We start from the raw sequence: 24,206 nt of genomic DNA, 5'->3' as shown, positions 1-24,206 counted from the left end.
GCGCGCGGCACCGCGGCCCCCACCTGCGCGTGCGCCGGTAACGGCCGGTGCGACCGGGCCCGCCCACCCGGCGCTCGCGCACCGCGACGGTCCAGTCACGCTACGCTCACAAGGATCCCCGACCGGAAACAACCCCCGCTCACGTCACAGCAGAACGGCTCAAGGCAACGCATGCCCCAGCACATCTCCGGGTCTGATCGCACGGCAGCTCCCCCGGCTGCCCGCGGCAGCGGCACCGTGCGGCCACCGGCACCCTCGTCCGTCGACGAGCTGTGGCGGTCGTACAAGGCCACCGGCGACGAGCGGCTGCGCGAGCAGTTGATCCTGCACTACTCGCCCCTGGTCAAGTACGTCGCGGGACGCGTGAGCGTGGGCCTGCCGCCCAACGTCGAACAGGCCGACTTCGTCTCCTCCGGAGTCTTCGGGCTCATCGACGCGATCGAGAAGTTCGACATCGAGCGGGCCATCAAGTTCGAGACGTACGCCATCACCCGGATCCGCGGCGCGATGATCGACGAGCTCCGCGCCCTCGACTGGATCCCGCGCTCCGTACGTCAGAAGGCACGCGCCGTCGAGCGTGCCTACGCGACCCTCGAAGCGCAGCTCAGACGCACCCCGTCGGAGGCGGAAGTCGCCTCCGAAATGGGCATCGCCGTCGAGGAACTGCACGCCGTATTCAGCCAGTTGTCGCTCGCCAACGTCGTGGCGCTCGAAGAGCTGCTGCACGTCGGAGGCGAGAGCGGCGACCGGCTCAGCCTCATGGACACGCTGGAGGACACCTCCGCCGACGACCCCGTCGAGGTCGCCGAGGACCGGGAGCTGCGCCGGCTGCTCGCCCGCGCGATCAACACGCTGCCCGAGCGTGAGAAGACCGTGGTCACGCTCTACTACTACGAGGGCCTCACCCTCGCCGAGATCGGCAATGTCCTCGGGGTCACCGAGAGCAGGGTGAGCCAGATCCACACCAAATCGGTGCTTCAGCTGAGGGCCAAACTGGCGGACGTCGGGCGCTGAGGGGCCCAGGCGAATCGTCCCTGCCGATCCCGTTCGGCGCCCGGCCGTAAAGTGGAGCAGTGCCCAGGATCCGAGCGGCCTCCGTGGCCGAGCACCGCACCATGCAGCGCGACGCCCTGCTGGACGCCGCACGATCGCTGCTGTCCGAAGGCGGAACGGAAGCGCTGACCTTCCCCGCCTTGGCCGAGCGCACGGGGCTCGCCCGCTCCTCCGTGTACGAGTACTTCCGCTCGCGCGCCGCGGTCGTCGAGGAACTGTGCGCCGTCGACTTCCCGCTGTGGGCCGCCGAGATCGAAGGCGCGATGCAGCGGGCCGACACCCCCGAGGGCAAGGTCGAGGCGTACGTACGCCACCAGCTCGGCCTTGTCGGCGACCAGCGCCACCGGGCCGTGGTCGCCATCTCCGCCAGCGAACTCGACGCCGGGGCCCGCGAGAAGATCCGCGCCGCCCACGGCGGCCTCATCGCCATGATCGTCGAAGCCCTGGCCGACCTGGACCACGACCAGCCCCGGCTGGCCGCGGTCCTCCTCCAGGGCATCGTCGACGCGGCGGTCCGCCGCATCGAAGCAGCGCCGACGGAGTCCCCCGCCGCGATCGCGGACGCGGCAGTGGCGATGGCTTTGACGGGCGTCAGAGGCTGATGCTGGGGGGCTCCCCCCCGCCCCCCGCCCCCCTCCCCACACCTTCCCCACCCCCTCACCCCGGCTCAACCACCCCCACTACCGGCAGCAGCCGTGATCGTGCGGCCCGGTGTAGGAGCAGGAGCGGGTTCATGTAGATGTCGCCTCTTCTCAGCCCCCAGTGCAGACAGCCCTGTGGGCAGTGCGAGGGGGCTTCGGTGGTGGTGGCGACCACCTCGCCCGCGGTTACCTCTTCGCCCTCCTTCACCTCGGCCCGCACTGGTTCGTAGGTCGTTCGCAGCGGGGCTCCCCCTGGTGGGGGTGCCGTACCCGACAGAGTGATCGTGAGGACGCCCCGGCCTGCCACCTGCCCCGCGAAGGTGACGCGGCCGGGGGCGGCGGCGCGGACGGGGGTGCCTGGAGGCGCGGCGAGGTCGATGCCGCGGTGACCGGGGCCGTACGGCATGGACGGCGGTGCCCAGGGGTGGATCACCGCGGGCGGGACGACCGGCCAGGCGGCCGCGGTGGTCAGGGCGGTCAGGGTCAGCAGAAGTGGCCGGTGTCTGGGGGAGTGCCTGTGGAAGTACATGGGGAACAGGGTCCCGGGCGGGAGCGATCGGCGTGGATCTTGCTCGGTAGCTGTGGAGTACTCCCCGGTTGTGGACAACGCCGTCACCCGGCACTGCGCGGGCCCTGTTCAACGCCGTCCCCCGCACTGCGCGGGCCTGTTCAAGGTCCTTACCCCGCACCGTGCGGGCCTGTTCAAGGTCCTTACCCCGCACCGTGCGGGTCCCGAACAAGGCCCTCACCCGGCCCCGTGCGGGTCCCGTACCAGGTCGCCACCCAGCACGGCGCGAGTTCCGTACAGCGCCGTCACCCGGCACTGTGCGGGTCCCGTACACTTCTTGTGGCGATCCGGGTGACCGGATCGACTTCGCACGCCCCGCCGGCGGTCTCACCACCATCGCCGGCCGCGCCTCTCGGTCCTCAACCCACGCAGGGTCCAGGGCACGGCGCACCGGGGCGTCAGGCGCGGCAGCCGACCGGCGGCCGCGGTAACCGAGTACCTCAAGGAGTACGGCCATGGCCGTCGTCACGATGCGGGAGCTGCTGGAAAGCGGCGTCCACTTCGGTCACCAGACCCGTCGTTGGAACCCGAAGATGAAGCGCTTCATCTTCACGGAGCGCAACGGCATCTACATCATCGACCTGCTCCAGTCGCTGTCGTACATCGACCGCGCCTACGAGTTCGTCAAGGAGACCGTCGCGCACGGCGGCTCCATCATGTTCGTCGGCACCAAGAAGCAGGCGCAGGAAGCGATCGCCGAGCAGGCGACGCGCGTGGGCATGCCCTACGTCAACCAGCGCTGGCTCGGCGGCATGCTGACCAACTTCTCCACCGTCTACAAGCGTCTGCAGCGCCTCAAGGAGCTTGAGCAGATCGACTTCGAGGACGTCGCGGCCTCGGGTCTCACCAAGAAGGAGCTCCTGGTCCTCTCGCGCGAGAAGGCCAAGCTGGAGAAGACCCTCGGTGGTATCCGCGAGATGTCGAAGGTTCCCAGCGCCGTCTGGATCGTCGACACCAAGAAGGAGCACATCGCCGTCGGTGAGGCGCGCAAGCTCCACATCCCGGTCGTCGCGATCCTCGACACGAACTGCGACCCCGACGAGGTCGACTACAAGATCCCGGGCAACGACGACGCGATCCGTTCCGTCACCCTGCTCACCCGCGTGATCGCCGACGCCGTCGCCGAGGGCCTCATCGCCCGTTCCGGTGCCGCCACGGGCGACTCGAAGCCGGGCGAGAAGGCGGCCGGCGAGCCGCTCGCCGAGTGGGAGCGCGACCTGCTTGAGGGCGACAAGAAGGCTGACTCCGAGGAGTCCGCCGAGGCTGCGGCCCCCGCGGCCGAGGCTGCTCCGGCCGCCGAGGCCGAGAAGCCGGCCGAGGCCGCTGCCGAGGCTCCGGCCGCCGAGGCCACCGAGGCTCCGGCCGCGGACGCCGAGCAGGCCTGACCCCTTAACCGGGAACCACAGGTTCGGTAGTTGACGGCGGGGGCCACAAGCCCCCGCCGTCGACCCGTAGCCCCGCAGATCTTCGTAGATCTTTCTAGACTCCGAGAGAGAAACACAGACTCATGGCGAACTACACCGCCGCTGACGTCAAGAAGCTCCGTGAGCTCACCGGCGCCGGCATGATGGACTGCAAGAAGGCCCTGGACGAGGCCGACGGCAGCGTCGACAAGGCCGTCGAGGCCCTGCGCATCAAGGGTCAGAAGGGCGTCGCCAAGCGCGAGGGCCGTTCTGCCGAGAACGGCGCCGTCGTCTCCCTCATCTCCGAGGACAAGACTTCCGGCGTCCTGGTCGAGCTGAAGTGCGAGACGGACTTCGTCGCCAAGGGTGACAAGTTCCAGGCCGTCGCCGCCGAGCTGGCCAAGCACGTCGCCGCCACCTCCCCGGCCGACATCGCCGCGCTGCTCGCCTCCGAGATCGAGGCCGGCAAGACCGTGCAGGCGTTCGTGGACGAGGCCAACGCCAACCTCGGCGAGAAGATCGTCCTGGACCGCTTCGCGCAGTTCACGGGCGGCTACGTGGCCGCGTACATGCACCGCACCATGCCTGACCTGCCGCCGCAGATCGGTGTCCTTGTCGAGCTCGACAAGGAGAACGCCGAGGTCGCCAAGGGCGTCGCCCAGCACATCGCCGCCTTCGCGCCGAAGTACCTCACCCGTGAGGACGTTCCGGCCGAGGTCGTCGAGACCGAGCGTCGCGTCGCCGAGGAGACCACCCGCGCCGAGGGCAAGCCCGAGGCCGCGCTCCCGAAGATCGTCGAGGGTCGCGTGAACGGCTTCTTCAAGGACGCCACGCTCCTCGGCCAGCCGTACGCGCTGGACAACAAGAAGTCCGTCGAGCAGGTTCTGAAGGAGGCGGGTGTCACCCTGAAGCGCTTCTCGCGCATCAAGGTCGGCATCTGAGTCCGTTCGGCGTTCGACACTAGACCCCGCTAGGGTCTGAGGCAGTCGTCCGCGCACGCGACGGACGACGGCAGATCTGACGAGGAGGCCATTGCCGCTAGGGACCACGAGTACCCACCGGCAATGGCCTTCTTCGTATGTGCACGAGGAGATCCCCATGAATCAGGGCGCGGACGCCGCCAAGGCCGATCACTCGGCCGACCACAAGCGCGATGACGGCAAGGTGGCCGGGCGCTTCATGCTGAAGCTTTCCGGTGAGGCGTTCGCCGGCGGTGGGGGGCTCGGTGTCGACCCCGACGTCGTGCACAACATCGCCCGCGAGATCGCCGCAGTCGTCCGGGACGGGGCGGAGATCGCCGTCGTCATCGGCGGAGGCAACTTCTTCCGGGGCGCCGAGCTCCAGCAGCGCGGCATGGACCGGGCCCGCTCGGACTACATGGGCATGCTCGGCACGGTCATGAACTGCCTCGCCCTCCAGGACTTCCTGGAGAAGGAGGGCATCGACTCGCGCGTCCAGACCGCCATCACGATGGGCCAGGTCGCCGAGCCGTACATTCCGCTGCGGGCCGTGCGCCACCTGGAGAAAGGCCGCGTCGTGATCTTCGGCGCGGGCATGGGCATGCCGTACTTCTCCACCGACACCACCGCCGCCCAGCGTGCCCTGGAGATCGACGCCGAGGCCATGCTGATGGGCAAGAACGGTGTGGACGGGGTCTACGACTCCGACCCCCGGACCAACCCCGACGCGGTGAAGTTCGACGCCCTTGAGTACGGCGAGGTCATCACCCGGGACCTGAAGGTCGCGGACATGACCGCGATCACCCTGTGCCGCGACAACAACCTCCCGATCCTCGTCTTCGAGCTCCTGACGGCCGGCAACATCGCGCGCGCCGTCAAGGGTGAGAAGATCGGCACGCTCGTGAGCGACCAGGGCACCCGGGCCTGACCGGGGGATGGACAATCCCCTGCCGGTCGGACACCGTGCAGGGAAAGACGCTGGTTATCCAGGGCCCAAGGGGCTCAGGTCGCACTGAGAACTCCCGGCCCACCCAAGACATGCAGGAGCAAGTGGTGATCGAAGAAATCCTCCTCGAAGCCGAGGAGAAGATGGAGAAGGCCGTTGTGGTCGCCAAGGAGGACTTCGCCGCGATCCGCACCGGCCGTGCGCACCCGGCCATGTTCAACAAGATCGTGGCGGACTACTACGGCGCGCTGACGCCGATCAACCAGCTCGCCTCGTTCTCCGTACCGGAGCCGCGCATGGCGGTCGTGACCCCGTTCGACAAGAGCGCGCTGCGCAACATCGAGCAGGCCATCCGCGACTCGGACCTGGGCGTCAACCCCAGCAACGACGGCAGCATCATCCGCGTGAACTTCCCGGAGCTGACCGAGGAGCGCCGCAAGGACTACATCAAGGTCGCGCGCACCAAGGCCGAGGACTCCAAGGTGTCGATCCGCGCCGTGCGCCGCAAGGCGAAGGACGCCCTCGACAAGCTCGTCAAGGACAAGGAGTCCGGCGAGGACGAGGTCCGCCGTGCGGAGAAGGAGCTCGACGACACCACCGCCAAGTACGTGGCGCAGGTCGACGAGCTGCTCAAGCACAAGGAAGCCGAGCTGCTAGAGGTCTGATGAACGACTCTTCCTGGGGGGCTCCGCCGAGACCCGAATACTGGGGAACCCCCGAGGGGCCTTCCCAGGGGGCGTTCCCGGCGGGGCCTGCATACGATGCGTATGACGCCCCGCCGGTGTCGCGGACACAGCCGATGCCGGTCGTGCCCGACCTCGGCCGAGGCGCCGAAGACCGCGAACGTGACCTGGGGGCCGCTCTGCCGGGCGGCCCTGACTTCCGCGACGAGCCGCCGCAGGAGCCCATGGCAAGCCCTCCGCCCGTGCCGCCCGTGCCCGCCCAGCCGGAGAAGAAGAAGGCGGGCCGCGATCTGCGCTCCGCGATAGGGGTCGGCGTCGGCCTCGGCGTGGTCATCATCGCGTCGCTGTTCATCGTGAAGGCCGTCTTCGTCGGGGTCATCGCGGTCGCCGTCGTCGTCGGGCTGTGGGAGCTGACCAGCCGCCTCCAGGAGCGCAAGGAGATCAAGGCGCCCCTGGTGCCGCTCGCGGTCGGCGGCGCGGCGATGGTCGTCGCCGGGTACGTCGGCGGCGCCGAGGGCGCGTGGGTGGCGATGGCGCTCACCTCGCTCGCGGTGCTCGTGTGGCGGATGACCGAGCCGCCCGAGAACTACCTGCGGGACGTCACCGCGGGCGTCTTCGCCGCGTTCTACGTGCCGTTCCTCGCCACGTTCGTGGCGATGCTGCTCACCGCGGACGACGGCCCCTGGCGGGTGCTCACCTTCCTGCTCCTGACCGTGGTCAGCGACACGGGTGCGTACGCCATCGGCTGGCGCTTCGGCAAGCACAAGCTGGCCCCGCGCATCAGCCCCGGAAAGACCCGCGAGGGACTGTTCGGAGCGGTGTCGTTCGCGATGGTGGCGGGCGCCCTGTGCATGCAGTTCCTCATCGACGACGGCACCTGGTGGCAGGGCCTGCTGCTCGGCCTCGCGGTCGCCGCGAGCGCCACGCTCGGCGACCTCGGCGAGTCGATGATCAAGCGGGACCTGGGCATCAAGGACATGGGCACGCTGCTTCCCGGCCACGGCGGCATCATGGACCGCCTCGACTCCCTGCTGCCCACGGCCCCGGTGGTGTGGCTGCTGTTGGCGGTCTTCGTAGGAACTGGCTGACCTGCGTTTTCTTATCGCTTTGAACGGTTGAGGGCTCCTCGTCCACAGGACGGCGAGCCCTTTTCCGTACGTCTGAGACACTTGAGGAACCATGCCCAAGCCCGGAGAACTCACTTTCGTCGCCCCCCGCGGAGCCAAGAAGCCGCCGCGGCACCTCGCCGACCTCTCGCCCGCCGAGCGCAAGGAAGCCGTCGCCGCGATCGGCGAGAAGCCGTTCCGCGCCAAGCAGCTCTCGCAGCACTACTTCGCGCGGTACGCGCACGACCCGGCGGAGTGGACCGACATCCCGCTCGCCGCGCGCGGCCGGCTCCAGGAGGAGCTGCTGCCCGACCTGATGTCCGTCGTGCGGCACATCTCCTGCGACGACGACACCACCCGCAAGACGCTGTGGAAGCTGCACGACGGGACGCTCGTCGAGTCCGTCCTGATGCGCTACCCGGACCGGGTGACCATGTGCATCTCCTCGCAGGCCGGCTGCGGCATGAACTGCCCGTTCTGTGCCACCGGCCAGGCGGGCCTGGACCGCAACCTGTCGACCGCCGAGATCGTGCACCAGATCGTCGACGGCATGCGCGCGCTGCGCGACGGCGAGGTGCCCGGCGGCCCGGCGCGCCTGTCCAACATCGTCTTCATGGGCATGGGCGAGCCGCTCGCCAACTACAAGCGGGTCGTCGGCGCGATCCGCCGCCTCACCGACCCCGAGCCGGACGGCCTGGGCCTGTCCCAGCGCGGCATCACCGTCTCCACCGTGGGCCTGGTCCCGGCCATGCACCGCTTCGCCGACGAGGGCTTCAAGTGCCGCCTCGCGGTGAGCCTGCACGCCCCCGACGACGAGCTGCGCGACACCCTCGTCCCGGTCAACACCCGCTGGAAGGTCCGCGAGGTCCTCGACGCCGCGTGGGAGTACGCCGAGAAGTCCGGGCGCCGCATCTCCATCGAGTACGCCCTGATCCGCGACATCAACGACCAGGCGTGGCGCGGTGATCTGCTCGGCCGGCTCCTCAAGGGCAAGCGGGTGCACGTCAACCTCATCCCGCTGAACCCGACGCCGGGCTCCCAGTGGACGGCCTCGCGGCCCGAGGACGAGAAGGCGTTCGTCGAGGCCATCGCGGCCCACGGCGTGCCCGTCACCGTCCGCGACACCCGCGGCCAGGAGATCGACGGAGCCTGCGGCCAGCTCGCCGCCTCCGAGCGGTAGCCCGCAGCGGGCCGACGAGGGGCCGGCATCCGTAGGGGCGCCGGCCCGGGGCCGTGCCGGGGCCGTTGTCCGAAGGGCAGAACGGCCGGAGGCAGGTCAGGGGGCCCGTGTAACCTGGCTGGAAACATCTGCATATTCCGACAGGGGAGCGCCACAGCGCTGAGAGTGCGGTACCCGCAAGGGATACGGACCGCAGACCCTCTGAACCTTGCCCCGGTCATTCGGGGTAGGAAGTTCGGCGATTACTCAAGCTGTTGCGCCCTGCCCGCACGACCCCGCGTCGTGCGGGCAGGGCCGCGTCTCTTCCTGGTCATCTCCAGGAGGAATGAAGAAATGCGCAGTACCAAGAGGCTCGCGGCCGGCGCGCTCGCCGCCGCCCTCGGGGTCACCACGCTCGCGGCCTGCGGCGGATCGGACGGCACGAAGGCGTCCGGTACGGCCAGTGGGTCCGGCGGCAAGACCGTGACGCTCGTCAGCCACGACTCGTTCAACGCCTCCGCCCCGGTCCTCAAGGCGTTCACCGCCGAGACGGGGTACACCGTCAAGGTCCTCAAGAGCGGGGACGCGGGCGCGGCCCTCAACCAGGAGATCCTCACCAAGGGCTCCCCGCGCGGCGACGTGTTCTTCGGCGTCGACAACACCCTGCTCTCGCGCGCCCTCGACAACGGCATCTTCACCTCGTACGAGGCCAAGGGCCTGGACCGGGTGCCCGCCGATGTCCAGCTGGACAAGGACAAGCACCGGGTCACGCCCGTCGACACCGGCGACATCTGCGTCAATTACGACAAGAAGTACTTCGCGGACAACAAGCTCAGCCCGCCGCAGTCCTTCGACGACCTGATCAAGCCCGAGTACAAGGACCTCCTCGTCACGGAGAACGTGGCGACCTCGTCCCCGGGCCTCGGCTTCATGCTCGGCTCGGTCGCCAAGTACGGGGACGGCGGCTGGCAGGACTACTGGAAGAAGCTGAAGGCCAACGGCGTCAAGGTCGTCGACGGCTGGGAGCAGGCCTACAACACGGACTTCTCCGGCTCGGCCGGCGGCAAGAAGGCCAAGGGCGACCGCCCGCTGGTCGTCTCCTACGCCTCCAGCCCGCCCGCCGAGGTGATCTACGCCGACCCGAAGCCGGCGGAAGCCCCCACCGGCGTCGCCACCGGCACCTGCTTCCGCCAGACCGAGTTCGCGGGCCTGCTCAAGGGCGCCAAGAACGAGGCCGGCGGCAAGGCGCTCCTGGACTTCCTGATCTCCAAGAAGTTCCAGGAGGACATGCCGCTCCAGATGTTCGTGGACCCGGTCGCCAAGGACGCCGCCCTGCCCGCGGAGTTCACGAAGTACGGCGCGAAGATCACCGAGTCGACGACCGTCGCCCCCGACAAGATCGCCAAGAACCGTGACCAGTGGGTCAAGACGTGGTCCTCGCTCGTCCTGAAGTAGACGACCCCGAGCCGGACCGCCCCGAGCCGGACCACCCCGAGCCGGACCGCCCCGGGGGCGAGGCGCGGCCGGGCGCGGCGCGGCGCGGTGCGCTGCGCCGCGGCGGGGTGCGCTTCGCGCTCATGGCGCCGCCGCTCGTGTTCTTCGCGCTGTTCTTCGCCTGGCCCGTGGCCGCCATCGTCGGCCGCGGGCTCAAGGCGGACGGCGCCTGGCAGTTCGGCCGGGTCACCGAGGTCCTCGGCGACCCGGACATCGGCCACGTCCTGTGGTTCACCACCTGGCAGGCACTCGCCTCCACCGCGCTGACCCTCGTGATCGCCCTGCCCGGCGCCTATGTCTTCGCCCGCCTCGACTTCCCCGGCAAACAGCTCCTGCGGGCCGCGGTCACCGTCCCGTTCGTGCTGCCGACCGTCGTCGTGGGCACCGCGTTCCTGGCGCTGCTCGGCCGCGGCGGGCTGCTCGACCAGCTGTGGGGCGTGCGCCTGGACACCACGGTGTGGGCGATCCTGCTCGCGCACGTCTTCTTCAACTACGCGGTCGTCGTACGCACCGTCGGCGGCCTGTGGTCCCAGCTCGACCCCCGCCAGGAGGAGGCCGCCCGCGTCCTCGGCGCGTCCCGCCTCGCGGCCTGGCGCAAGGTCACGCTGCCCGCGCTCGGCCCGGCGGTCGCCGCGGCCGCGCTCATGGTCTTCCTCTTCACCTTCACCTCCTTCGGCGTCGTCCAGATCCTCGGCGGCCCCACCTTCTCCACCCTCGAAGTGGAGATCTACCGCCAGACCGCCGAACTCCTCGACCTGCCGACCGCGGCCGTCCTCACGATCGTGCAGTTCGCGGCGGTGGGCGCGATCCTCGCCGTGCACGCCTGGACGGTACGCCGCCGCGAGAGCGCCCTGAAGCTCGTGGACCCCGCCCAGACGGCACGCCGACCGAGCGGCGCCGCCCAACGCGCCCTGCTCGCCTCGGTCCTGGCGGTCGTCGCCCTGCTGATCCTGCTGCCCATCGGTGTCCTGATCCAGCGCTCCCTGGACACCCCCGACGGCTACGGATTCGGCTACTACCGGGCGCTCCAGGCCGCCGGTGACAACGGGAGCTTCCTCGTGCCGCCCATCGAGGCGATCGGGAACTCGCTCCAATACGCCCTCGCGGCCACCGCCATCGCGCTGGTCGTCGGCGGGCTCGCGGCGGCCGCCCTCGCCCGGCGCGGCACCGGCCGCCTCATGCGGAGCTTCGACGCTCTCCTCATGCTGCCGCTCGGCGTCTCCGCCGTGACCGTCGGCTTCGGCTTCCTGATCACCCTCGACAAGCCGCCGCTCGATCTCAGGACCTCCTGGATCCTGGTGCCGCTCGCCCAGGCGCTCGTGGGCACGCCCTTCGTCGTACGGATCATGCTGCCGGTGCTGCGCGCGGTGGACGGCCGGCTGCGCGAGGCGGCGGCCGTGCTCGGCGCGTCCCCGCTGCGGGCCTGGCGCGAGGTGGACCTGCCGCTGGTGCGCCGGGCGCTCCTGGTCGCGGCGGGGTTCGCCTTCGCGGTCTCGCTCGGCGAATTCGGCGCGACCGTCTTCATCGCCCGGCCCGACCACCCGACGCTGCCCGTCGCGGTGGCCCGCCTGCTCGGCCGGGCCGGCGACCTCAACTACGGCCAGGCGATGGCCCTCAGCACGATTCTGATGGTGGTGTGCGCGGTGTCGTTGCTCGTCCTGGAACGCATCCGGACCGACCGGAGCGGGGAGTTCTGATGCTGAAGCTCGACGGTGCGACCGTACGGTTTCGACAGCGGGCCGCGCTCGACGCGGTCGACCTGGAGGTCGCCGACCACGAGACGGTGTGCGTGCTCGGGCCCAGCGGCAGCGGCAAGTCGACCCTGCTGCGGGTTGTCGCGGGTCTCCAACCCCTGGACGCCGGACGGGTGTTGCTCGGCGGCGCGGACCAGGCCGGGGTGCCGGTGCACAAGCGCGGGCTCGGCCTGATGTTCCAGGACCACCAGCTCTTCCCGCAGCGTGACGTCGCCGGGAACGTGGCGTTCGGGCTGCGCATGCGGGGCGCCGCGCGGGCCGAACAGGCTTCCCGGGTACGGGAGTTGCTCGCCCTGGTCGGTCTTCCCGGGGCGGAGCGGCGGGCCGTCGCCGCGCTCTCCGGCGGTGAGCAGCAGCGCGTCGCCCTCGCCCGGGCGCTGGCGCCCTCGCCGCGCCTGCTCATGCTGGACGAACCGCTGGGCCAGCTCGACCGCACCCTGCGCGAGCGACTGGTCGTCGAACTCCGTTCCCTGTTCGGCCAGTTGGGCACGACGGTCCTTGCCGTCACGCACGACCAGGGCGAGGCCTTCGCCCTGGCCGACCGGGTCGTGGTGATGCGGGACGGCCGCATCGCGCAGACCGGTACGCCCCTGGAGGTCTGGCAGCGCCCCGCCTCCGAGTTCGTGGCCCGCTTCCTGGGCTTCGAGAACGTGGTGCCGGCGACGGTGACGGGGGCGGTGGCGGCCACCCCCTGGGGGAAGGTGCCGGTTCCCTCCGGCTCTCCTCAGGGCGAGATGCGCCTGCTGCTCCGCCCCGCGGGCATCCGGCTCGTCCCCTCCCGGGACGGCCTGCCCTGCGAGGTCGTCGCGCGCACGTTCCGGGGCAACCACGTGGCCCTCCAACTGCGGCCGGGGGCCGGGCCGTTGCTGGAGGCCGAGTGCGACTTGGCGGGGGCGCCGGAGGTCGGCTCCGGGGTGGGAGTCGCCTTCGCGGCGGGCGGGGTCGTGGTCCTGGCGGAGGAGTAGCGGCCCTGCGACCCGGATCGCTCCGGGCCCGGCCCCACCCCCCGGGCGCTCGTGTTGGGCCTGGCCCTGGTTCTGCGGGGGCCCGCCCCAGCCCCTCCCCGTCCTCCCTTCCCGGCTGCAACACTCTGCGGCCGCGCCGCGTGGCTCCGGGGCGGAACGTGGGGGTGGGCGCGACTCCGGGGGCTGCGCCCCGGGCCCCTTGGCTCGGGTGCGGATCGCGCGTGGCTGCTCGCGCAGTTCCCCGCGCCCCCAACCCGGTTCTCCAACCCGGTTCTCGTCCGTCCGCCGTGCGCGGCTGGTCGCGCAGTTCCTCGCGCCCCTGTAGGTGGCACCGAATGTCTCGGTGCGGGCCGGCGTCGGGCATTTTCAGCCCGTCCGGCGTTTGAGGACGAGCGCCGTTCAGGCGCGATACGGGGTCCGGGGCGGAGCCCCGAACCGGGGGGTGCAGGGGGCGGAGCCCCCTGTGGGGGTTCGAGGGGCGCAGCCCCTCAAGGGGGTCTGGGGCGGAGCCCCAGGGGCTGAACCCTTCAACCCGGCCGCACGGGCGGGAGGGTGGGCAAACATCCCCCCCCCAGGCGGAGCCAAGGGCGGCTAGCCGACCCGGGCCGGCTCCTTCGGGGCCACGGCGTCCGCCGTGTCGGGCGTGCCGAACCACGCCACCGCCACCGCCCCGCCGACCGCCAGCACGAAGCCGAGGACCGCCATCCAGGCGAGCCCCGCCCGGGACGCGTCCCCGAGCCACAGCACCCCGATCGCCCCCGGCAGCACCGTCTCGCCCACCACCAGCGCCGCCGTCGCCCCGTTCACCGAGCCGATCTGCAGAGCCACCGTGTGCAGGTACATCCCGCCGATGCCGGCGACCAGAATCGCGTAGAGGGCCGGGTCGGCGAGGAGGGTCCCGGCGTCGAAGGGGTCCACGCCGTCCAGGATCCGTACGCCCACCCCGAGCGCACCGAAGCCGAGCCCGGAGAGCAGCCCCGCCAGGATCGCGGCGCGCGAGCCCAGGAGACGTACGACCACGGTGCCCCCGGCCATCAGGAGGAGCGCGATCGCCAGCAGCCACCAATGCGTGGCCGACTCGGTGTGCCCGCTGCCCTCGTGACCCGCCGCCGAGGCGAGCAGCACCAGCGCCGAGCAGACCACCCCGATCGACGTCCACTCCGCACGGCTCAGCCGGATGCCGAGCAGCTTGACGCTGAGCACCGCCGTGATCACCAGGTTCGCGCTGATCACCGTCTGGGAGAGGAAGAGGGGCAGCAGCCGGGCGGCCAGTGCGCCGAGCCCGAACCCGACGAAGTCGAGGACCGTACCGACGATGAACTCCCAGGTCATCGCGGCCTTGGCGGTGGACGACAGGCTCGGCCCGCCGTGCTGGGTCCGGTCGGCGGCGGCCGCGTCGCGGTGGGCGGACTTGCGGGACCCGACGGCTTGCAGGACCGAGCCCGTGCCGTAACAGACCGAGGCGGCGATGGCGGTCAGCAGACCGAGCAGCACAGAGGACTCCGTTCCTGGCGGGGGCAACTCGTTCGCCCCACTCCGCTTTACCAGACGTTTACCGCCCTTTGGGAGTTGCCTGAGGATCGTCCCTTTTCCGGACGGCTGCGAAGGTGACCGGTGCGGACGCGACCACGGACACCACCACCACGCCCGCGCCGCGCTAGCGCGCCATGCGGGCCAGCGCGTCGGGTGCCTCGGCGACCGAGTCGACCAGGGCGATCCGGGCCGCCATCGGCCGGTCCTTCGCGAGCGCCTGGAGCAGCGGCCAGGTCGGCAACTCCTGCGTCCAGTGCGCCCGGTCGACGAGGACCATCGGCGTCGGCGTCCCGCGCGACTCGTAGTAGTTCGGCGTCGCGTTGTCGAAGATCTCCTGTACGGTCCCGGCCGCGCCCGGCAGGAAGACGACGCCCGCGTTGGAGCGGGCGAGCAGCCCGTCCTCGCGCGTGGCGTTCGCGAAGTACTTGGCGATGGCGCCCGCGAAGGCGTTCGGCGGCTCATGACCGTAGAACCAGGTGGGGATGCCCACCGAGGTGCCGCCGCGCGGCCACTTCGCCCGCACCTCGAAGGCGGCGCGCGCCCAGGCGGACACCGAAGGCCTGAACGAGGGCTCCCCGGCCAGGAGTTGGAGTGCCGAGGCCAGCATCGCGTCGTCGAAGGGGGCCGCGTACGCCCCCAGGTTCGCGGCCTCCATGGCACCCGGGCCGCCGCCGGTGGCCACGGTGAACCCGGCACGGGCCAGGGTGCGGCCGAGTACGGCCGCCCCTTCGTACTCGGCCGTGCCGCGCCCCATCGCGTGACCGCCCATCACACCCACCACCCGCGCCCCGACGAGCAGTTCGTCGAGCGCGTCCGAGATCGCGTCGTCGTGGATGGAGCGCAGCATCGAGGAGAATATGTCGCCGTCCGCCCTGGTCCGCTGGAACCAGTCGTACGACAGGGCGTCCGGGGTCCCCTCATAGCCCTGCGTGAGCCCCTCGAAGAGCTCGGTGGGGGAGTAGAGCGCGCCCCGGTAGGGGTCGAACGGCAGGTCCGGTACGGGCGGGAAGACGAGTGCGCCGTCGGCGCGCACCTTGGCGGCCGCGTCCGGTTCCATCGCGCAGCCGAGGAACACCGCGCCCGCGGTGTCGACACCGAGGAGGGCGGACGTACGCCCCGTCAGGTCGACCGACTGGACGCGGTACCCGGCGAGTTCGCCCCGCTCGGCCGCCGCGTCGAACTCGGCCAGCGATTCGATCTCGGTGTCGCTGCCCACGGGGAACTTCGCTTCGTCTTCCGGCACGCCCACATGCTAGGCGCTGCCCGGTCCGGGCCCTCCGGGCGGGTCCGCGAAGGCGGGAGCCACTCGGCCCGCGCCATCCACAGCGGCCCCGGAGACCTGTCGGGCCCCCGCCGCCCGCAGGCGCGCCTACCGCAGCGGCAGCGCCGCGACTTCCGCGATGAGCACCGTGAGCGGGGTGAGGACCGCCAGCAGGGCCGCCGCCCGCAGGAACGCGGCGGTCCGCAGCACCGCCACCGGCGTGCCGAGGGACACCAGAGCGGCCGTGGTGTCGGAGCGGGCATGGCGCGACTCCAGGGCCGCGGTCAGCAGGGTCGCCACGGTGCAGCTCATCACCAGGGCCGCGCCGAGGCCGGTCAGCGGGCCGAAGGGGTGTGGGCCCGCCCGGTCGCCGTACAGGGTGGCCGCGGCGATCGCCCCGGCGGCCACCGCGCACACCACCCCGAGCGGCCGCCCGATGCGCCGGGCCTCCGCCATCAGGACCCGGCCGGCGAGCAGCCGGGCCGCGCTGGGCCGGGCCAGCTGGAGCAGCCGTCCGCAGAAGTGGGCCAGGGCCGGCCCCGCCAGGGCGAGGCCGAGCACGGTGATCGCCCAGCCGGCGAGCACCCCGGCCGGGGTGCCCTCGGGATGGCCCGGCATCGGGAAGGCGGCGCCCTGCGCGCCCCGGCTCGCGTACGTCTCGACCGCCAGGCCCGCCGCGACCAGCGCGAAGCCCCACGGCAGTCCGGCCGGTGCGGGCGCCGGCTCCTCGGGGTGCACCGGATCGCTGGTGCGTCCGGCGCGCGGGGTGCGCGGGCGCAGGGCGAGCCCGGCCGCGACGGACGCCGTCACCGGAAGCACCGCGAGCAGGGTCAGGGCACCCGCCAGCGGCATCGGTTCGTCGGCGGCGAGCAGCCCGGCGGCCGCGCCGTCGAAGGGCAGCCCGTCGATGTCGCCGCGCAGATGCAGATACACCAGGAGCGCCACCACCGAGCCCAGGGTGCAGGTCACCGCCGTGGACGCGGCGGCGATCGCGGCGAGCCGCGCCGGGCCGAGGCCGACGGCGGAGAGCCCGGTGCGCGGCCGGGTGCTCGGGTCGGTGCGGGCGACCGCGACCGCGAAGTGCACGGTCGCCGCCAGCGGAACCGCGCACCACAGCAGCCGCAGCACCGAACTGCCGGAATGGCCGACCGCGTATCCGAGCGTGCACAGGAGCAGGAAGCCCACCCCGGCGGACGCGGCGGCCACCAGCAGGCGGCGCAGCAGGACCAGGGGGTGGGTACCGCGGGCTAGACGGAGAGCGAGCACGCGGCGATACCCTCCGTTTGCGAAGTGCCACTGTTCTCACGGGAGTTGACCCGACGCCCGTCGATGAGGACCACCGTGCGGTCGGCGAGGGCGGCCACGTCCGTGTCGTGGGTGGCGATGATCGTGGTGATGTGGTGCGAGCGGGCCGCGGTGAGCAGGGTGCGCAGCACCTGGGCGCGGTCGGCGCTGTGCAGGGTCGCGGTGGGCTCGTCGGCGAACAGGACGGTCGGCTCGGTGATCAGGGCGCGCGCGATCGCCACGCGCTGGCGCTCCGCCTGGAGCAGGGCGTGCGGGCGCTTCTTGGCGCAGGTGTCGACGTCGAGGCGCTCCAGCCACTCCAGGGTGGTCTTCTTCGCGCTCCGGTGCGAGACGCCCCGCAGCAGCAGCGGCAGGGCCGCGTTCTCCCAGGCGCTCAGCTCGGGGACCAGGGCGGGCTCCGGGTCGATCCAGGCGAACCGGTCGCGCCGCAGCCGCTCGCGGGCCGCCGTGCCCAGGGTGTGCACGGCCCCGCTGTTGAACCACACCTCGCCCTCGTCCGGCACGACCGCGCCCGACAGGCAGCGCAGCAGGGTCGTCTTGCCCGAGCCGCGCGGGCCGCCGACGGCGAGGATCTCGCCCTCGCGAGCCTCCACGCTGACCCCGGTCAGCGCGGGCGAGCCGCTGTGGGAGTGATGCAGGGAACGTGCCCACAGCACGTCGTTGTCCGGCGGAGCCACCATGGTGCACACCTCGGTTCAGATCAGATTTCCTGCTCCCCGTACGGGGGAACGAAGGCAGGGCCGATCGGTCACTGGGCACGCTAGGCACTGGGGTGTGGCTGCCATGACAGCACGCGGCCCGGCCGCCCCCATCTCACTCGGATGGGCGCGGCCGGGCCGTGGGCGGGACGGGTCAGAGCTTCGTCCAGGCCTCCGTCAGGACCTGACGCAGGACGCCCTCGATCTCGTCGAAGGTGTTCTGGTCGGAGATCAGCGGCGGGGCCAGCTGGACGACCGGGTCGCCGCGGTCGTCGGCCCGGCAGTACAGGCCGTTGTCGTACAGCGCCTTGGAGAGGAAGCCGTACAGGACGCGCTCGGTCTCCTCGTCGTTGAACGTCTCCTTGGTGGCCTTGTCCTTCACCAGTTCGATGCCGTAGAAGAAGCCGTTGCCGCGGACGTCGCCGACTATCGGCAGGTCGTGCAGCTTCTTGAGGGTGTCGAAGAAGGCGCCCTCGTTGTCGAGCACGTGCTGGTTGAGGCCCTCGCGCTCGAAGATGTCGAGGTTGGCCAGGCCCACCGCCGCGGAGACCGGGTGGCCGCCGAAGGTGTAGCCGTGCAGGAAGGTGTTGTCACCCTTGTAGAACGGCTCGGCCAGCCTGTCCGAGATGATGCAGGCGCCGATCGGGGAGTAGCCCGAGGTCATGCCCTTGGCGCAGGTGATCATGTCCGGCACGTAGTCGAACTTGTCACAGGCGAACATCGTGCCCAGGCGGCCGAAGGCGCAGATGACCTCGTCGGAGACGAGCAGCACGTCGTACTTGTCGCAGATCTCGCGGACCCGCTGGAAGTAGCCGGGCGGCGGCGGGAAGCAGCCGCCCGCGTTCTGCACCGGCTCCAGGAAGACGGCGGCGACGGTCTCGGGGCCCTCGAAGAGGATCTCCTGCTCGATCTGGTCGGCGGCCCAGCGGCCGAAGGCCACCGGGTCCTCGCCGTGGATCGGGGCGCGGTAGATGTTGGTGTTGGGCACCTTGTGCGCGCCGGGGACCAGCGGCTCGAAGGGCGCCTTGAGGGCGGGCAGACCGGTGATGGACAGGGCGCCCTGCGGGGTGCCGTGGTAGGCGACCGCGCGCGAGATGACCTTGTACTTCGTGTGGTTGCCGGTGAGCTTGTGGTACTGCTTGGCCAGCTTCCACGCGGTCTCGACGGCCTCGCCGCCACCGGTGGTGAAGAAGACCTTGTTGAGGTCGCCCGGCGCGTAGTTCGCGAGGCGCTCGGCGAGCTCGACGGCCTTGGGGTGGGCGTAGGACCACACCGGGAAGAAGGCCAGCTCCTGCGCCTGCTTGTAGGCGGTCTCGGCGAGCTCGTGACGGCCGTGGCCGGCGTTGACGACGAACAGGCCCGACAGGCCGTCCAGGTACTTCTTGCCCTTGTCGTCGTAGATGTAGGTGCCTTCGCCACGGACGATGGTGGGAACGGGCGCGTTCTCGTACGACGACATGCGGGTGAAGTGCATCCACAGGTGGTCGTAGGCGGTCTGGCTGAGGTCCTTGCTCACGGCTATCGGGTTCCCCACATATAGGTCTGCTTCTTCAGCTTGAGATAGACGAAGCTCTCGGTGGAACGCACGCCGGGGAGGGCGCGGATCCTCTTGTTGATCACTTCGAGGAGGTGGTCGTCGTCCTCGCAGACGACCTCCACCATCAGGTCGAAGGAGCCCGCGGTCATCACCACGTACTCGCATTCGGCCATGGCCGTCAGCGCCTCCGCCACGGGGTCGAGGTCGCCCTCGACGCGGATGCCGACCATCGCCTGCCGCCGGAATCCCACGGTGAGCGGGTCGGTGACGGCGACGATCTGCATGACGCCCTGGTCGAGCAGCTTCTGCACGCGCTGGCGCACAGCCGCCTCGGACAGGCCCACGGCCTTGCCGATCGCGGCGTAGGGACGGCGTCCGTCCTCCTGGAGCTGCTCGATGATCGCCAGGGAGACGGCGTCGATCGACGGGGACTGTCCGTTCCCGATCCTGGGTTCTGTGCTTCGGCTGGCCACGGAGCCACTGTGCACCCGAGTCGTCCGTCCCGCAACCCCAAAGCGATGAAATTCGTTGTTCTGTGACCTCCAGGGAACTGAATCCGAAGTTCGCGGGCGGTAGGTCTGTCGAAAGCGTCACCTCACCGACTAGGGTGGGGTGTCTCACCCATCGGACATCGGACCGGGAGGCCAGCGAAGTGACCACCGAACTGCGTCGTTTGCGCAACTACATCGACGGAGAGTTCCGCGATGCTGCCGACGGGCGGACCATCGAGGTGGTCAATCCGGCCACGGGACAGCCCTACGCGACATCGCCGCTCTCCGGCCAGGAGGACGTCGACGCCGCCATGGCGGCCGCCGCCCGGGCGTTCCCCGCCTGGCGCGACTCGACCCCCGCCGAGCGCCAGCGCGTGCTGCTCAAGATCGCGGACGCCATCGAGGAGCGGGCCGAGGAGCTGATCGCGGCCGAGTCGGAGAACACCGGTAAGCCGCTTGAGCTCACCCGCACCGAAGAGGTGCCGCCCATGGTGGACCAGATCCGCTTCTTCGCCGGCGCCGCCCGGCTGCTCGAAGGCCGCAGCGCCGGCGAGTACATGGAGGGTCTGACCTCGATCGTCCGCCGCGAGCCGGTCGGCGTCTGCGCGCAGGTCGCGCCGTGGAACTACCCCATGATGATGGCGGTCTGGAAGTTCGCCCCGGCGCTCGCCGCGGGCAACACCGTCGTCCTCAAGCCGTCGGACACCACCCCCGCCTCGACCGTTCTGCTCGCCGAGATCATCGGCGCGATCGTCCCCAAGGGCGTCTTCAACGTCATCTGCGGCGACCGCGACACCGGCCGCGCGATGGTCGAGCACAAGACCCCGGCGATGGCCTCCATCACCGGTTCGGTACGGGCCGGCATGCAGGTCGCCGAGTCCGCCGCCAAGGACGTCAAGCGCGTCCACTTGGAGCTGGGCGGCAAGGCCCCGGTCGTCGTCTTCGAGGACGCCGACATCGCCAAGGCCGTCGAGGACATCGCCGTCGCGGGCTACTTCAATGCCGGCCAGGACTGTACGGCCGCGACCCGCGTGCTCGTGCACGAGTCGATCCACGACGAGTTCGTGGCCGCGCTCGCCAAGACGGCCGCCGAGACCAGGACCGGGCAGCCGGACGACGAGGACGTGCTGTACGGCCCGCTCAACAACGCCAACCAGCTCAAGCAGGTCGCCGGGTTCATCGACCGGCTGCCCGCCCACGCCAAGGTCGAGGCGGGCGGCCACCAGGTCGGCGAGCAGGGCTACTTCTACGCCCCGACCGTCGTCTCCGGTCTGAAGCAGGACGACGAGATCATCCAGAACGAGGTGTTCGGACCGGTCATCACCGTCCAGTCGTTCACCGACGAGGCCCAGGCCCTCCAGTACGCGAACGACGTCGAGTACGCGCTGGCCTCCTCGGTGTGGACCAAGGACCACGCCCGCGCCATGCGGATGTCGAAGAACCTCGACTTCGGCTGCGTGTGGATCAACACCCACATCCCGCTGGTCGCCGAGATGCCGCACGGCGGCTTCAAGAAGTCCGGCTACGGCAAGGACCTCTCCGCGTACGGCTTCGAGGACTACACCCGCATCAAGCACGTGATGACGTCCATCGAGGGCTGAGCCGCGGCCTGAACGGCGCATCGGGGCGGGGGAGTTGTCCCCCGCCCCTTTTCGCTGCCGTCATGCCCCGACAGGGTGTCTGGCCCGGGGCTCGGGGCTGTACGCAGCGTCCATTGAACGCGGTGGACGCGGGAGGCATCCTGCCGGAATGCGACCGACCGCGTTCCCCGCAGCCAGCCCCCTGTCCCGCCGCAGCCTGCTGCGCGCCCTCGGCGGCGGCGCCGCGCTGGCCGCACTGGCCGGCTGCGGGGTCCCTGCGGCGTACGTCGAACCGGGCGACCGGGCCGGGCGCGACCGTTCGGCCGCCGACAAGTCCCTCACCTTCGCCAACTGGCCGCTCTACATAGACGTCGACGACAACGACGCCTCCCGGCGGCCCACCCTGGACGCGTTCACCAGGAGCACCGGGATCTCCGTCACGTACACCGAGGAGATCAACGACAACGACGAGTTCTTCGGGAAGATCAGCCCGGCCCTGATGAACCACCAGGAGACCGGCCGGGACCTGATGGTCATCAGTGACTGGATGGCCGCCCGGTTCGTCCGGCTCGGCTGGGTGCAGCAGATGGACCGCGCCAAGCAGCCCAACGTCACCCGCTACCTCGACCCCCAGCTGCGCACCCCCGCCTTCGACAACGGACGTCTGCACAGCGTCCCGTGGCAGTCCGGGATCACCGGCATCGCGTACAACAAGAAGAAGCTCGGCCGCGAGATCCAGCACGTCGGCGACCTGTGGGACCCGAGGCTCGCGGGCAAGGTGACGCTGTTCTCCGGCCTCGACGAGTCCTTCGCGCTCCTGATGCAGGGCGACGGCGTCGACATCACCAAGTGGACGGCCGACGACTTCCACCGGATGTGCGACCGGGTCGAGAAGCAGGTCGCGAAGAAGCAGATCCGCCGCTTCACCGGCAACGACTACACCAGCGACCTCAACAAGGGCGACGTACTGGCCTGTCAGGCCTACAGCGGCGATGTGTTCCAGCTCCAGGCCGACAACCCCGACATCGAGTTCGTGGTGCCCCAGGAGGGTGCCGAGCTGTGGGCGGAGTCGATGATGATCCCCAACCTGGCCCGTCACAAGGCGAACGCGGAGGCCCTGGTCGACTACTACTACGACCCCCAGGTCGCGGCCGAACTCGCCGCCTCGGTCAACTACGTGTGCCCGGTGCCGGCCGCCCGCGAGGTCCTCGCCTCCTCCAAGGACAAGGACGAGGCCCAGCTGGCCGAGGACCCCCTGATCTTCCCGGACGACGCGATGCGGCGGCGCCTCGCCATCGCCCGGGACATCACCTCCGAGGAGCGCGTCGAGTTCGCCAAGCGCTGGAACGAGATCGTGGGGCTCTAGGGGCGCCCCGTTGTTTTGAACGCGTTCAATACGGGCGTACGCTGCGATCATGAGCGAGCGAAACGCCCTGTTGCGGCGTACCCGCGTATGGCTGGCCGTGTTCGTCGTCTGCCTCGTGCTGAGCGGGCTGACGGCGTTCCCCCTGGTGCACGAACTGCACTGGACGCAGTCCCTGTTGCACCAGACTCCGCTCGGCGGCCGGCTGCCGGGGCTGACCGGCTGGATCGGTTCGGTGTGATCCCGCTGTACGTGGTGCGGCGCAAGATCAAGGCCTTGGAGGCGATGGGGGAGCGGGCGCCGGTGCCGGCCTGAGGACGGCGGGCGCCAGGACGTGAGCGGGGCGGGCCTCAGGAGGGGGTCGGGGCGCCGAAGGCCGCGAGCATGACCTTCGTCGCGGTGGGGTTCATGTCCGCGCCCTTCGCGTCCGTGGAGTTGACGCTGTACACCAGGGTCCGGGCGAGGGTGCCGGTGGGGGACAGTACGCCCGCGATCACCGTGTTGTAGCCCCAGCGGCCGCCGGTCTTGCCCCACACGTCCCGCCCGCCGAGCCGTATCGTCGACAGGCCCGCGCTGTACGCGGCCGGCTTGCCCGTCCCCCAGTCCCGCACCGCGGGGTCGGGCAGCGTGAACATCTCCTTTAGCCGGGCGCCGTGCACCACCCGGCCGGTGAACAGGGCGTCCGTGAAGCGCTCCAGGTCGGCCGTGGTGGAGATCAGGTCCCCCGCCGCGAAGGTGTCGCCCGCGCCCCACACCGTCACGTCCCGCAGCTCCGTCGAGCCGTCCGGCGCGGTGAACACCTGGTAGCCGTGGTTGTGCGGGCCCCTGAGGACGGGGTCCGCGCCGGGCACGTAGGTGTCCGTCAGGTGCAGTGGCCGCACGATGCGGGTGGCGAGCTGATGGGCGTAGGAGTCATGGGTGATCCGCTCAAGGAGCAGCCCGGCCACGGTGTAGCCGATGTTGTCGTAGTGCTGTGCGGTGCCGGGCGCGAAGTCCGGCTTCCGTGCGGTCGCCGCACGCACCACGTCCGCCGGGTCGCGGGCCTCGAAGCGGTGCGCGTACAGGTACTCCAAGGAGTCGTCGGGCGAACCGACCGACGGTATCCCGCTGGTGTGGTTCAGGAGTTGACGGACCGTCACCCCGGCATAGGCCGCCGGGACCAGGTCGGGCAGATAGCCGCGCACCGGGCGGTCGAGGGCGACCCTGCCCTCGCCCGCGAGTTGCAGCACCATCGCCGCGGTGAACACCTTGGTGACCGATCCGGCCCGGAAGCGCCCGGCCGGGTCCGCCGGGGCGTCGCTCACCAGGTCGTGCACCCCGGCGCTGCCCCGCCAGCTTCCCTCCGAGCCGCCGACGCGGACCAGCGCCGCCGTCGCGTCCGCCCCCGGCCTTCCCGCGTCCGCGATGGCTGCGCGCAGTGCGGCGGTGTCGGGTCCGGTGACGGTGCGATGGGCGGCGGCCCCGGCGGGCGCGGGTGAGGGGGCCGCGACGGCGGGGGCCGCCGAGAGGCCCAGGACCAGGGCGGTGGCGAGCAGGGTGGTGCGGCTGCGGGCGTTCATGCGGTGGCCTTCGTGATCGAGGGAGGTGGTGCCGATGAACCCCATCCTGCTGATCGCGCGCCGCGTACGGATCGCCGCGACGAGCGGTTTCCGAGCGCCCGGCTCCTCACCACTACGGGGGAGTTGGAGCCCCGGACTCCCTCGCTCG

Annotated in this window: 22 protein-coding genes and 1 riboswitch; of the genes, 14 read left to right on the top strand and 8 right to left on the bottom strand. The window is 70.9% G+C overall.

The window, feature by feature from the left end:
• Nucleotides 1-171 precede the first annotated feature (171 nt).
• Nucleotides 172-1,014: an RNA polymerase sigma factor WhiG gene (gene whiG / locus ACFYNP_RS26135; protein ID WP_388412231.1), complete on the top strand. Its 843-nt coding sequence runs from the start codon at nucleotides 172-174 to the stop codon at nucleotides 1,012-1,014.
• A gap of 83 nt (nucleotides 1,015-1,097) precedes the next feature.
• Nucleotides 1,098-1,655 carry a TetR/AcrR family transcriptional regulator gene (locus ACFYNP_RS26130; protein WP_388412405.1) on the top strand — a complete coding sequence of 186 codons (558 nt, stop codon included), beginning with the start codon at nucleotides 1,098-1,100 and terminating at the stop codon, nucleotides 1,653-1,655.
• 55 nt (nucleotides 1,656-1,710) lie between these two features.
• On the opposite strand, the gene ACFYNP_RS26125 is transcribed toward ACFYNP_RS26130, so the two are convergent.
• Nucleotides 1,711-2,223, bottom strand: a complete 513-nt coding sequence (locus ACFYNP_RS26125; protein WP_388788719.1) for a murein hydrolase activator EnvC family protein — start codon at nucleotides 2,221-2,223, stop codon at nucleotides 1,711-1,713.
• A gap of 494 nt (nucleotides 2,224-2,717) precedes the next feature.
• Between ACFYNP_RS26125 and rpsB the strand changes: the two genes are divergently transcribed.
• The 9 genes from rpsB to ACFYNP_RS26080 all read left to right on the top strand — a co-directional run bounded on the left by rpsB (nucleotide 2,718) and on the right by ACFYNP_RS26080 (nucleotide 12,731).
• Complete coding sequence (gene rpsB, locus ACFYNP_RS26120) at nucleotides 2,718-3,647, top strand: 30S ribosomal protein S2 (RefSeq protein ID WP_161246451.1); 930 nt, start codon at nucleotides 2,718-2,720, stop codon at nucleotides 3,645-3,647.
• A gap of 122 nt (nucleotides 3,648-3,769) precedes the next feature.
• Nucleotides 3,770-4,606, top strand: a complete 837-nt coding sequence (gene tsf / locus ACFYNP_RS26115) for a translation elongation factor Ts (RefSeq protein ID WP_388412237.1) — start codon at nucleotides 3,770-3,772, stop codon at nucleotides 4,604-4,606.
• Between the two features lie 157 nt (nucleotides 4,607-4,763).
• On the top strand, nucleotides 4,764-5,552 hold the full coding sequence (pyrH, locus tag ACFYNP_RS26110) for a UMP kinase (RefSeq protein WP_199846591.1): 789 nt from the start codon (nucleotides 4,764-4,766) through the stop codon (nucleotides 5,550-5,552).
• A gap of 125 nt (nucleotides 5,553-5,677) precedes the next feature.
• Nucleotides 5,678-6,235, top strand: coding sequence for a ribosome recycling factor (gene frr / locus ACFYNP_RS26105; RefSeq protein WP_053729268.1), 558 nt, complete (start codon nucleotides 5,678-5,680; stop codon nucleotides 6,233-6,235).
• Nucleotides 6,235-7,341: a phosphatidate cytidylyltransferase gene (locus tag ACFYNP_RS26100; RefSeq protein ID WP_388412240.1), complete on the top strand. Its 1,107-nt coding sequence runs from the start codon at nucleotides 6,235-6,237 to the stop codon at nucleotides 7,339-7,341. The genes frr and ACFYNP_RS26100 overlap by 1 nt, the downstream gene beginning before the upstream one ends.
• 91 nt (nucleotides 7,342-7,432) lie before the next feature.
• A complete protein-coding gene (gene rlmN / locus ACFYNP_RS26095; protein WP_388412242.1) occupies nucleotides 7,433-8,539 on the top strand; it encodes a 23S rRNA (adenine(2503)-C(2))-methyltransferase RlmN in 1,107 nt (368 codons plus the stop codon).
• A gap of 132 nt (nucleotides 8,540-8,671) precedes the next feature.
• A riboswitch (TPP riboswitch) is annotated at nucleotides 8,672-8,790 on the top strand.
• A gap of 82 nt (nucleotides 8,791-8,872) precedes the next feature.
• Entirely contained in the window at nucleotides 8,873-9,973 is a 1,101-nt protein-coding gene (locus ACFYNP_RS26090; RefSeq protein WP_388788716.1) for a thiamine ABC transporter substrate binding subunit, read from the top strand.
• 122 nt (nucleotides 9,974-10,095) lie between these two features.
• The gene (locus ACFYNP_RS26085; RefSeq protein ID WP_388788866.1) at nucleotides 10,096-11,709 is read left to right on the top strand and encodes an ABC transporter permease; all 1,614 of its coding nucleotides are present in this window, start codon (nucleotides 10,096-10,098) and stop codon (nucleotides 11,707-11,709) included.
• Nucleotides 11,709-12,731: an ABC transporter ATP-binding protein gene (locus ACFYNP_RS26080; protein WP_388788713.1), complete on the top strand. Its 1,023-nt coding sequence runs from the start codon at nucleotides 11,709-11,711 to the stop codon at nucleotides 12,729-12,731. The genes ACFYNP_RS26085 and ACFYNP_RS26080 overlap by 1 nt, the downstream gene beginning before the upstream one ends.
• A gap of 591 nt (nucleotides 12,732-13,322) precedes the next feature.
• Here ACFYNP_RS26080 and ACFYNP_RS26075 read toward each other — a convergent pair.
• The 6 genes from ACFYNP_RS26075 to ACFYNP_RS26050 all read right to left on the bottom strand — a co-directional run bounded on the left by ACFYNP_RS26075 (nucleotide 13,323) and on the right by ACFYNP_RS26050 (nucleotide 19,538).
• Nucleotides 13,323-14,225, bottom strand: coding sequence for a hypothetical protein (locus ACFYNP_RS26075; protein WP_388412248.1), 903 nt, complete (start codon nucleotides 14,223-14,225; stop codon nucleotides 13,323-13,325).
• Between the two features lie 163 nt (nucleotides 14,226-14,388).
• Nucleotides 14,389-15,507, bottom strand: coding sequence for an LOG family protein (locus ACFYNP_RS26070; RefSeq protein ID WP_388788710.1), 1,119 nt, complete (start codon nucleotides 15,505-15,507; stop codon nucleotides 14,389-14,391).
• A 126-nt stretch (nucleotides 15,508-15,633) separates the two neighbouring features.
• Nucleotides 15,634-16,791 carry a hypothetical protein gene (locus ACFYNP_RS26065; protein WP_388788708.1) on the bottom strand — a complete coding sequence of 386 codons (1,158 nt, stop codon included), beginning with the start codon at nucleotides 16,789-16,791 and terminating at the stop codon, nucleotides 15,634-15,636.
• Entirely contained in the window at nucleotides 16,773-17,510 is a 738-nt protein-coding gene (locus tag ACFYNP_RS26060; RefSeq protein WP_388412253.1) for an ABC transporter ATP-binding protein, read from the bottom strand. The genes ACFYNP_RS26065 and ACFYNP_RS26060 overlap by 19 nt, the downstream gene beginning before the upstream one ends.
• A 172-nt stretch (nucleotides 17,511-17,682) precedes the next feature.
• Nucleotides 17,683-19,062 (bottom strand): aspartate aminotransferase family protein, encoded by a 1,380-nt coding sequence (locus ACFYNP_RS26055; RefSeq protein ID WP_161245330.1) that lies wholly within the window; start codon nucleotides 19,060-19,062, stop codon nucleotides 17,683-17,685.
• Nucleotides 19,047-19,538, bottom strand: a complete 492-nt coding sequence (locus ACFYNP_RS26050; protein WP_199827074.1) for an Lrp/AsnC family transcriptional regulator — start codon at nucleotides 19,536-19,538, stop codon at nucleotides 19,047-19,049. Before ACFYNP_RS26050 ends, ACFYNP_RS26055 begins: the two co-directional genes overlap by 16 nt.
• A 179-nt stretch (nucleotides 19,539-19,717) precedes the next feature.
• On the opposite strand from ACFYNP_RS26050, the gene ACFYNP_RS26045 reads away from it, so the two are divergent.
• The 3 genes from ACFYNP_RS26045 to ACFYNP_RS26035 all read left to right on the top strand — a co-directional run bounded on the left by ACFYNP_RS26045 (nucleotide 19,718) and on the right by ACFYNP_RS26035 (nucleotide 22,740).
• Nucleotides 19,718-21,157 carry a gamma-aminobutyraldehyde dehydrogenase gene (locus tag ACFYNP_RS26045; protein WP_388412255.1) on the top strand — a complete coding sequence of 480 codons (1,440 nt, stop codon included), beginning with the start codon at nucleotides 19,718-19,720 and terminating at the stop codon, nucleotides 21,155-21,157.
• A gap of 148 nt (nucleotides 21,158-21,305) precedes the next feature.
• Nucleotides 21,306-22,502, top strand: coding sequence for a PotD/PotF family extracellular solute-binding protein (locus tag ACFYNP_RS26040; RefSeq protein WP_388412256.1), 1,197 nt, complete (start codon nucleotides 21,306-21,308; stop codon nucleotides 22,500-22,502).
• 49 nt (nucleotides 22,503-22,551) lie between these two features.
• Nucleotides 22,552-22,740, top strand: coding sequence for a hypothetical protein (locus ACFYNP_RS26035; RefSeq protein WP_388788705.1), 189 nt, complete (start codon nucleotides 22,552-22,554; stop codon nucleotides 22,738-22,740).
• 109 nt (nucleotides 22,741-22,849) lie between these two features.
• Here ACFYNP_RS26035 and ACFYNP_RS26030 read toward each other — a convergent pair whose 3' ends face one another.
• Nucleotides 22,850-24,058, bottom strand: a complete 1,209-nt coding sequence (locus tag ACFYNP_RS26030; RefSeq protein WP_388788702.1) for a serine hydrolase domain-containing protein — start codon at nucleotides 24,056-24,058, stop codon at nucleotides 22,850-22,852.
• Nucleotides 24,059-24,206: the final 148 nt, after the last annotated feature.

The organism is Streptomyces sp. NPDC006691 (assembly GCF_042869955.1).
GTDB lineage: Bacteria > Actinomycetota > Actinomycetes > Streptomycetales > Streptomycetaceae > Streptomyces.
Note: the sequence above shows the minus strand (reverse complement) of the source record. Positions and strands in the feature narration are given on the sequence as shown.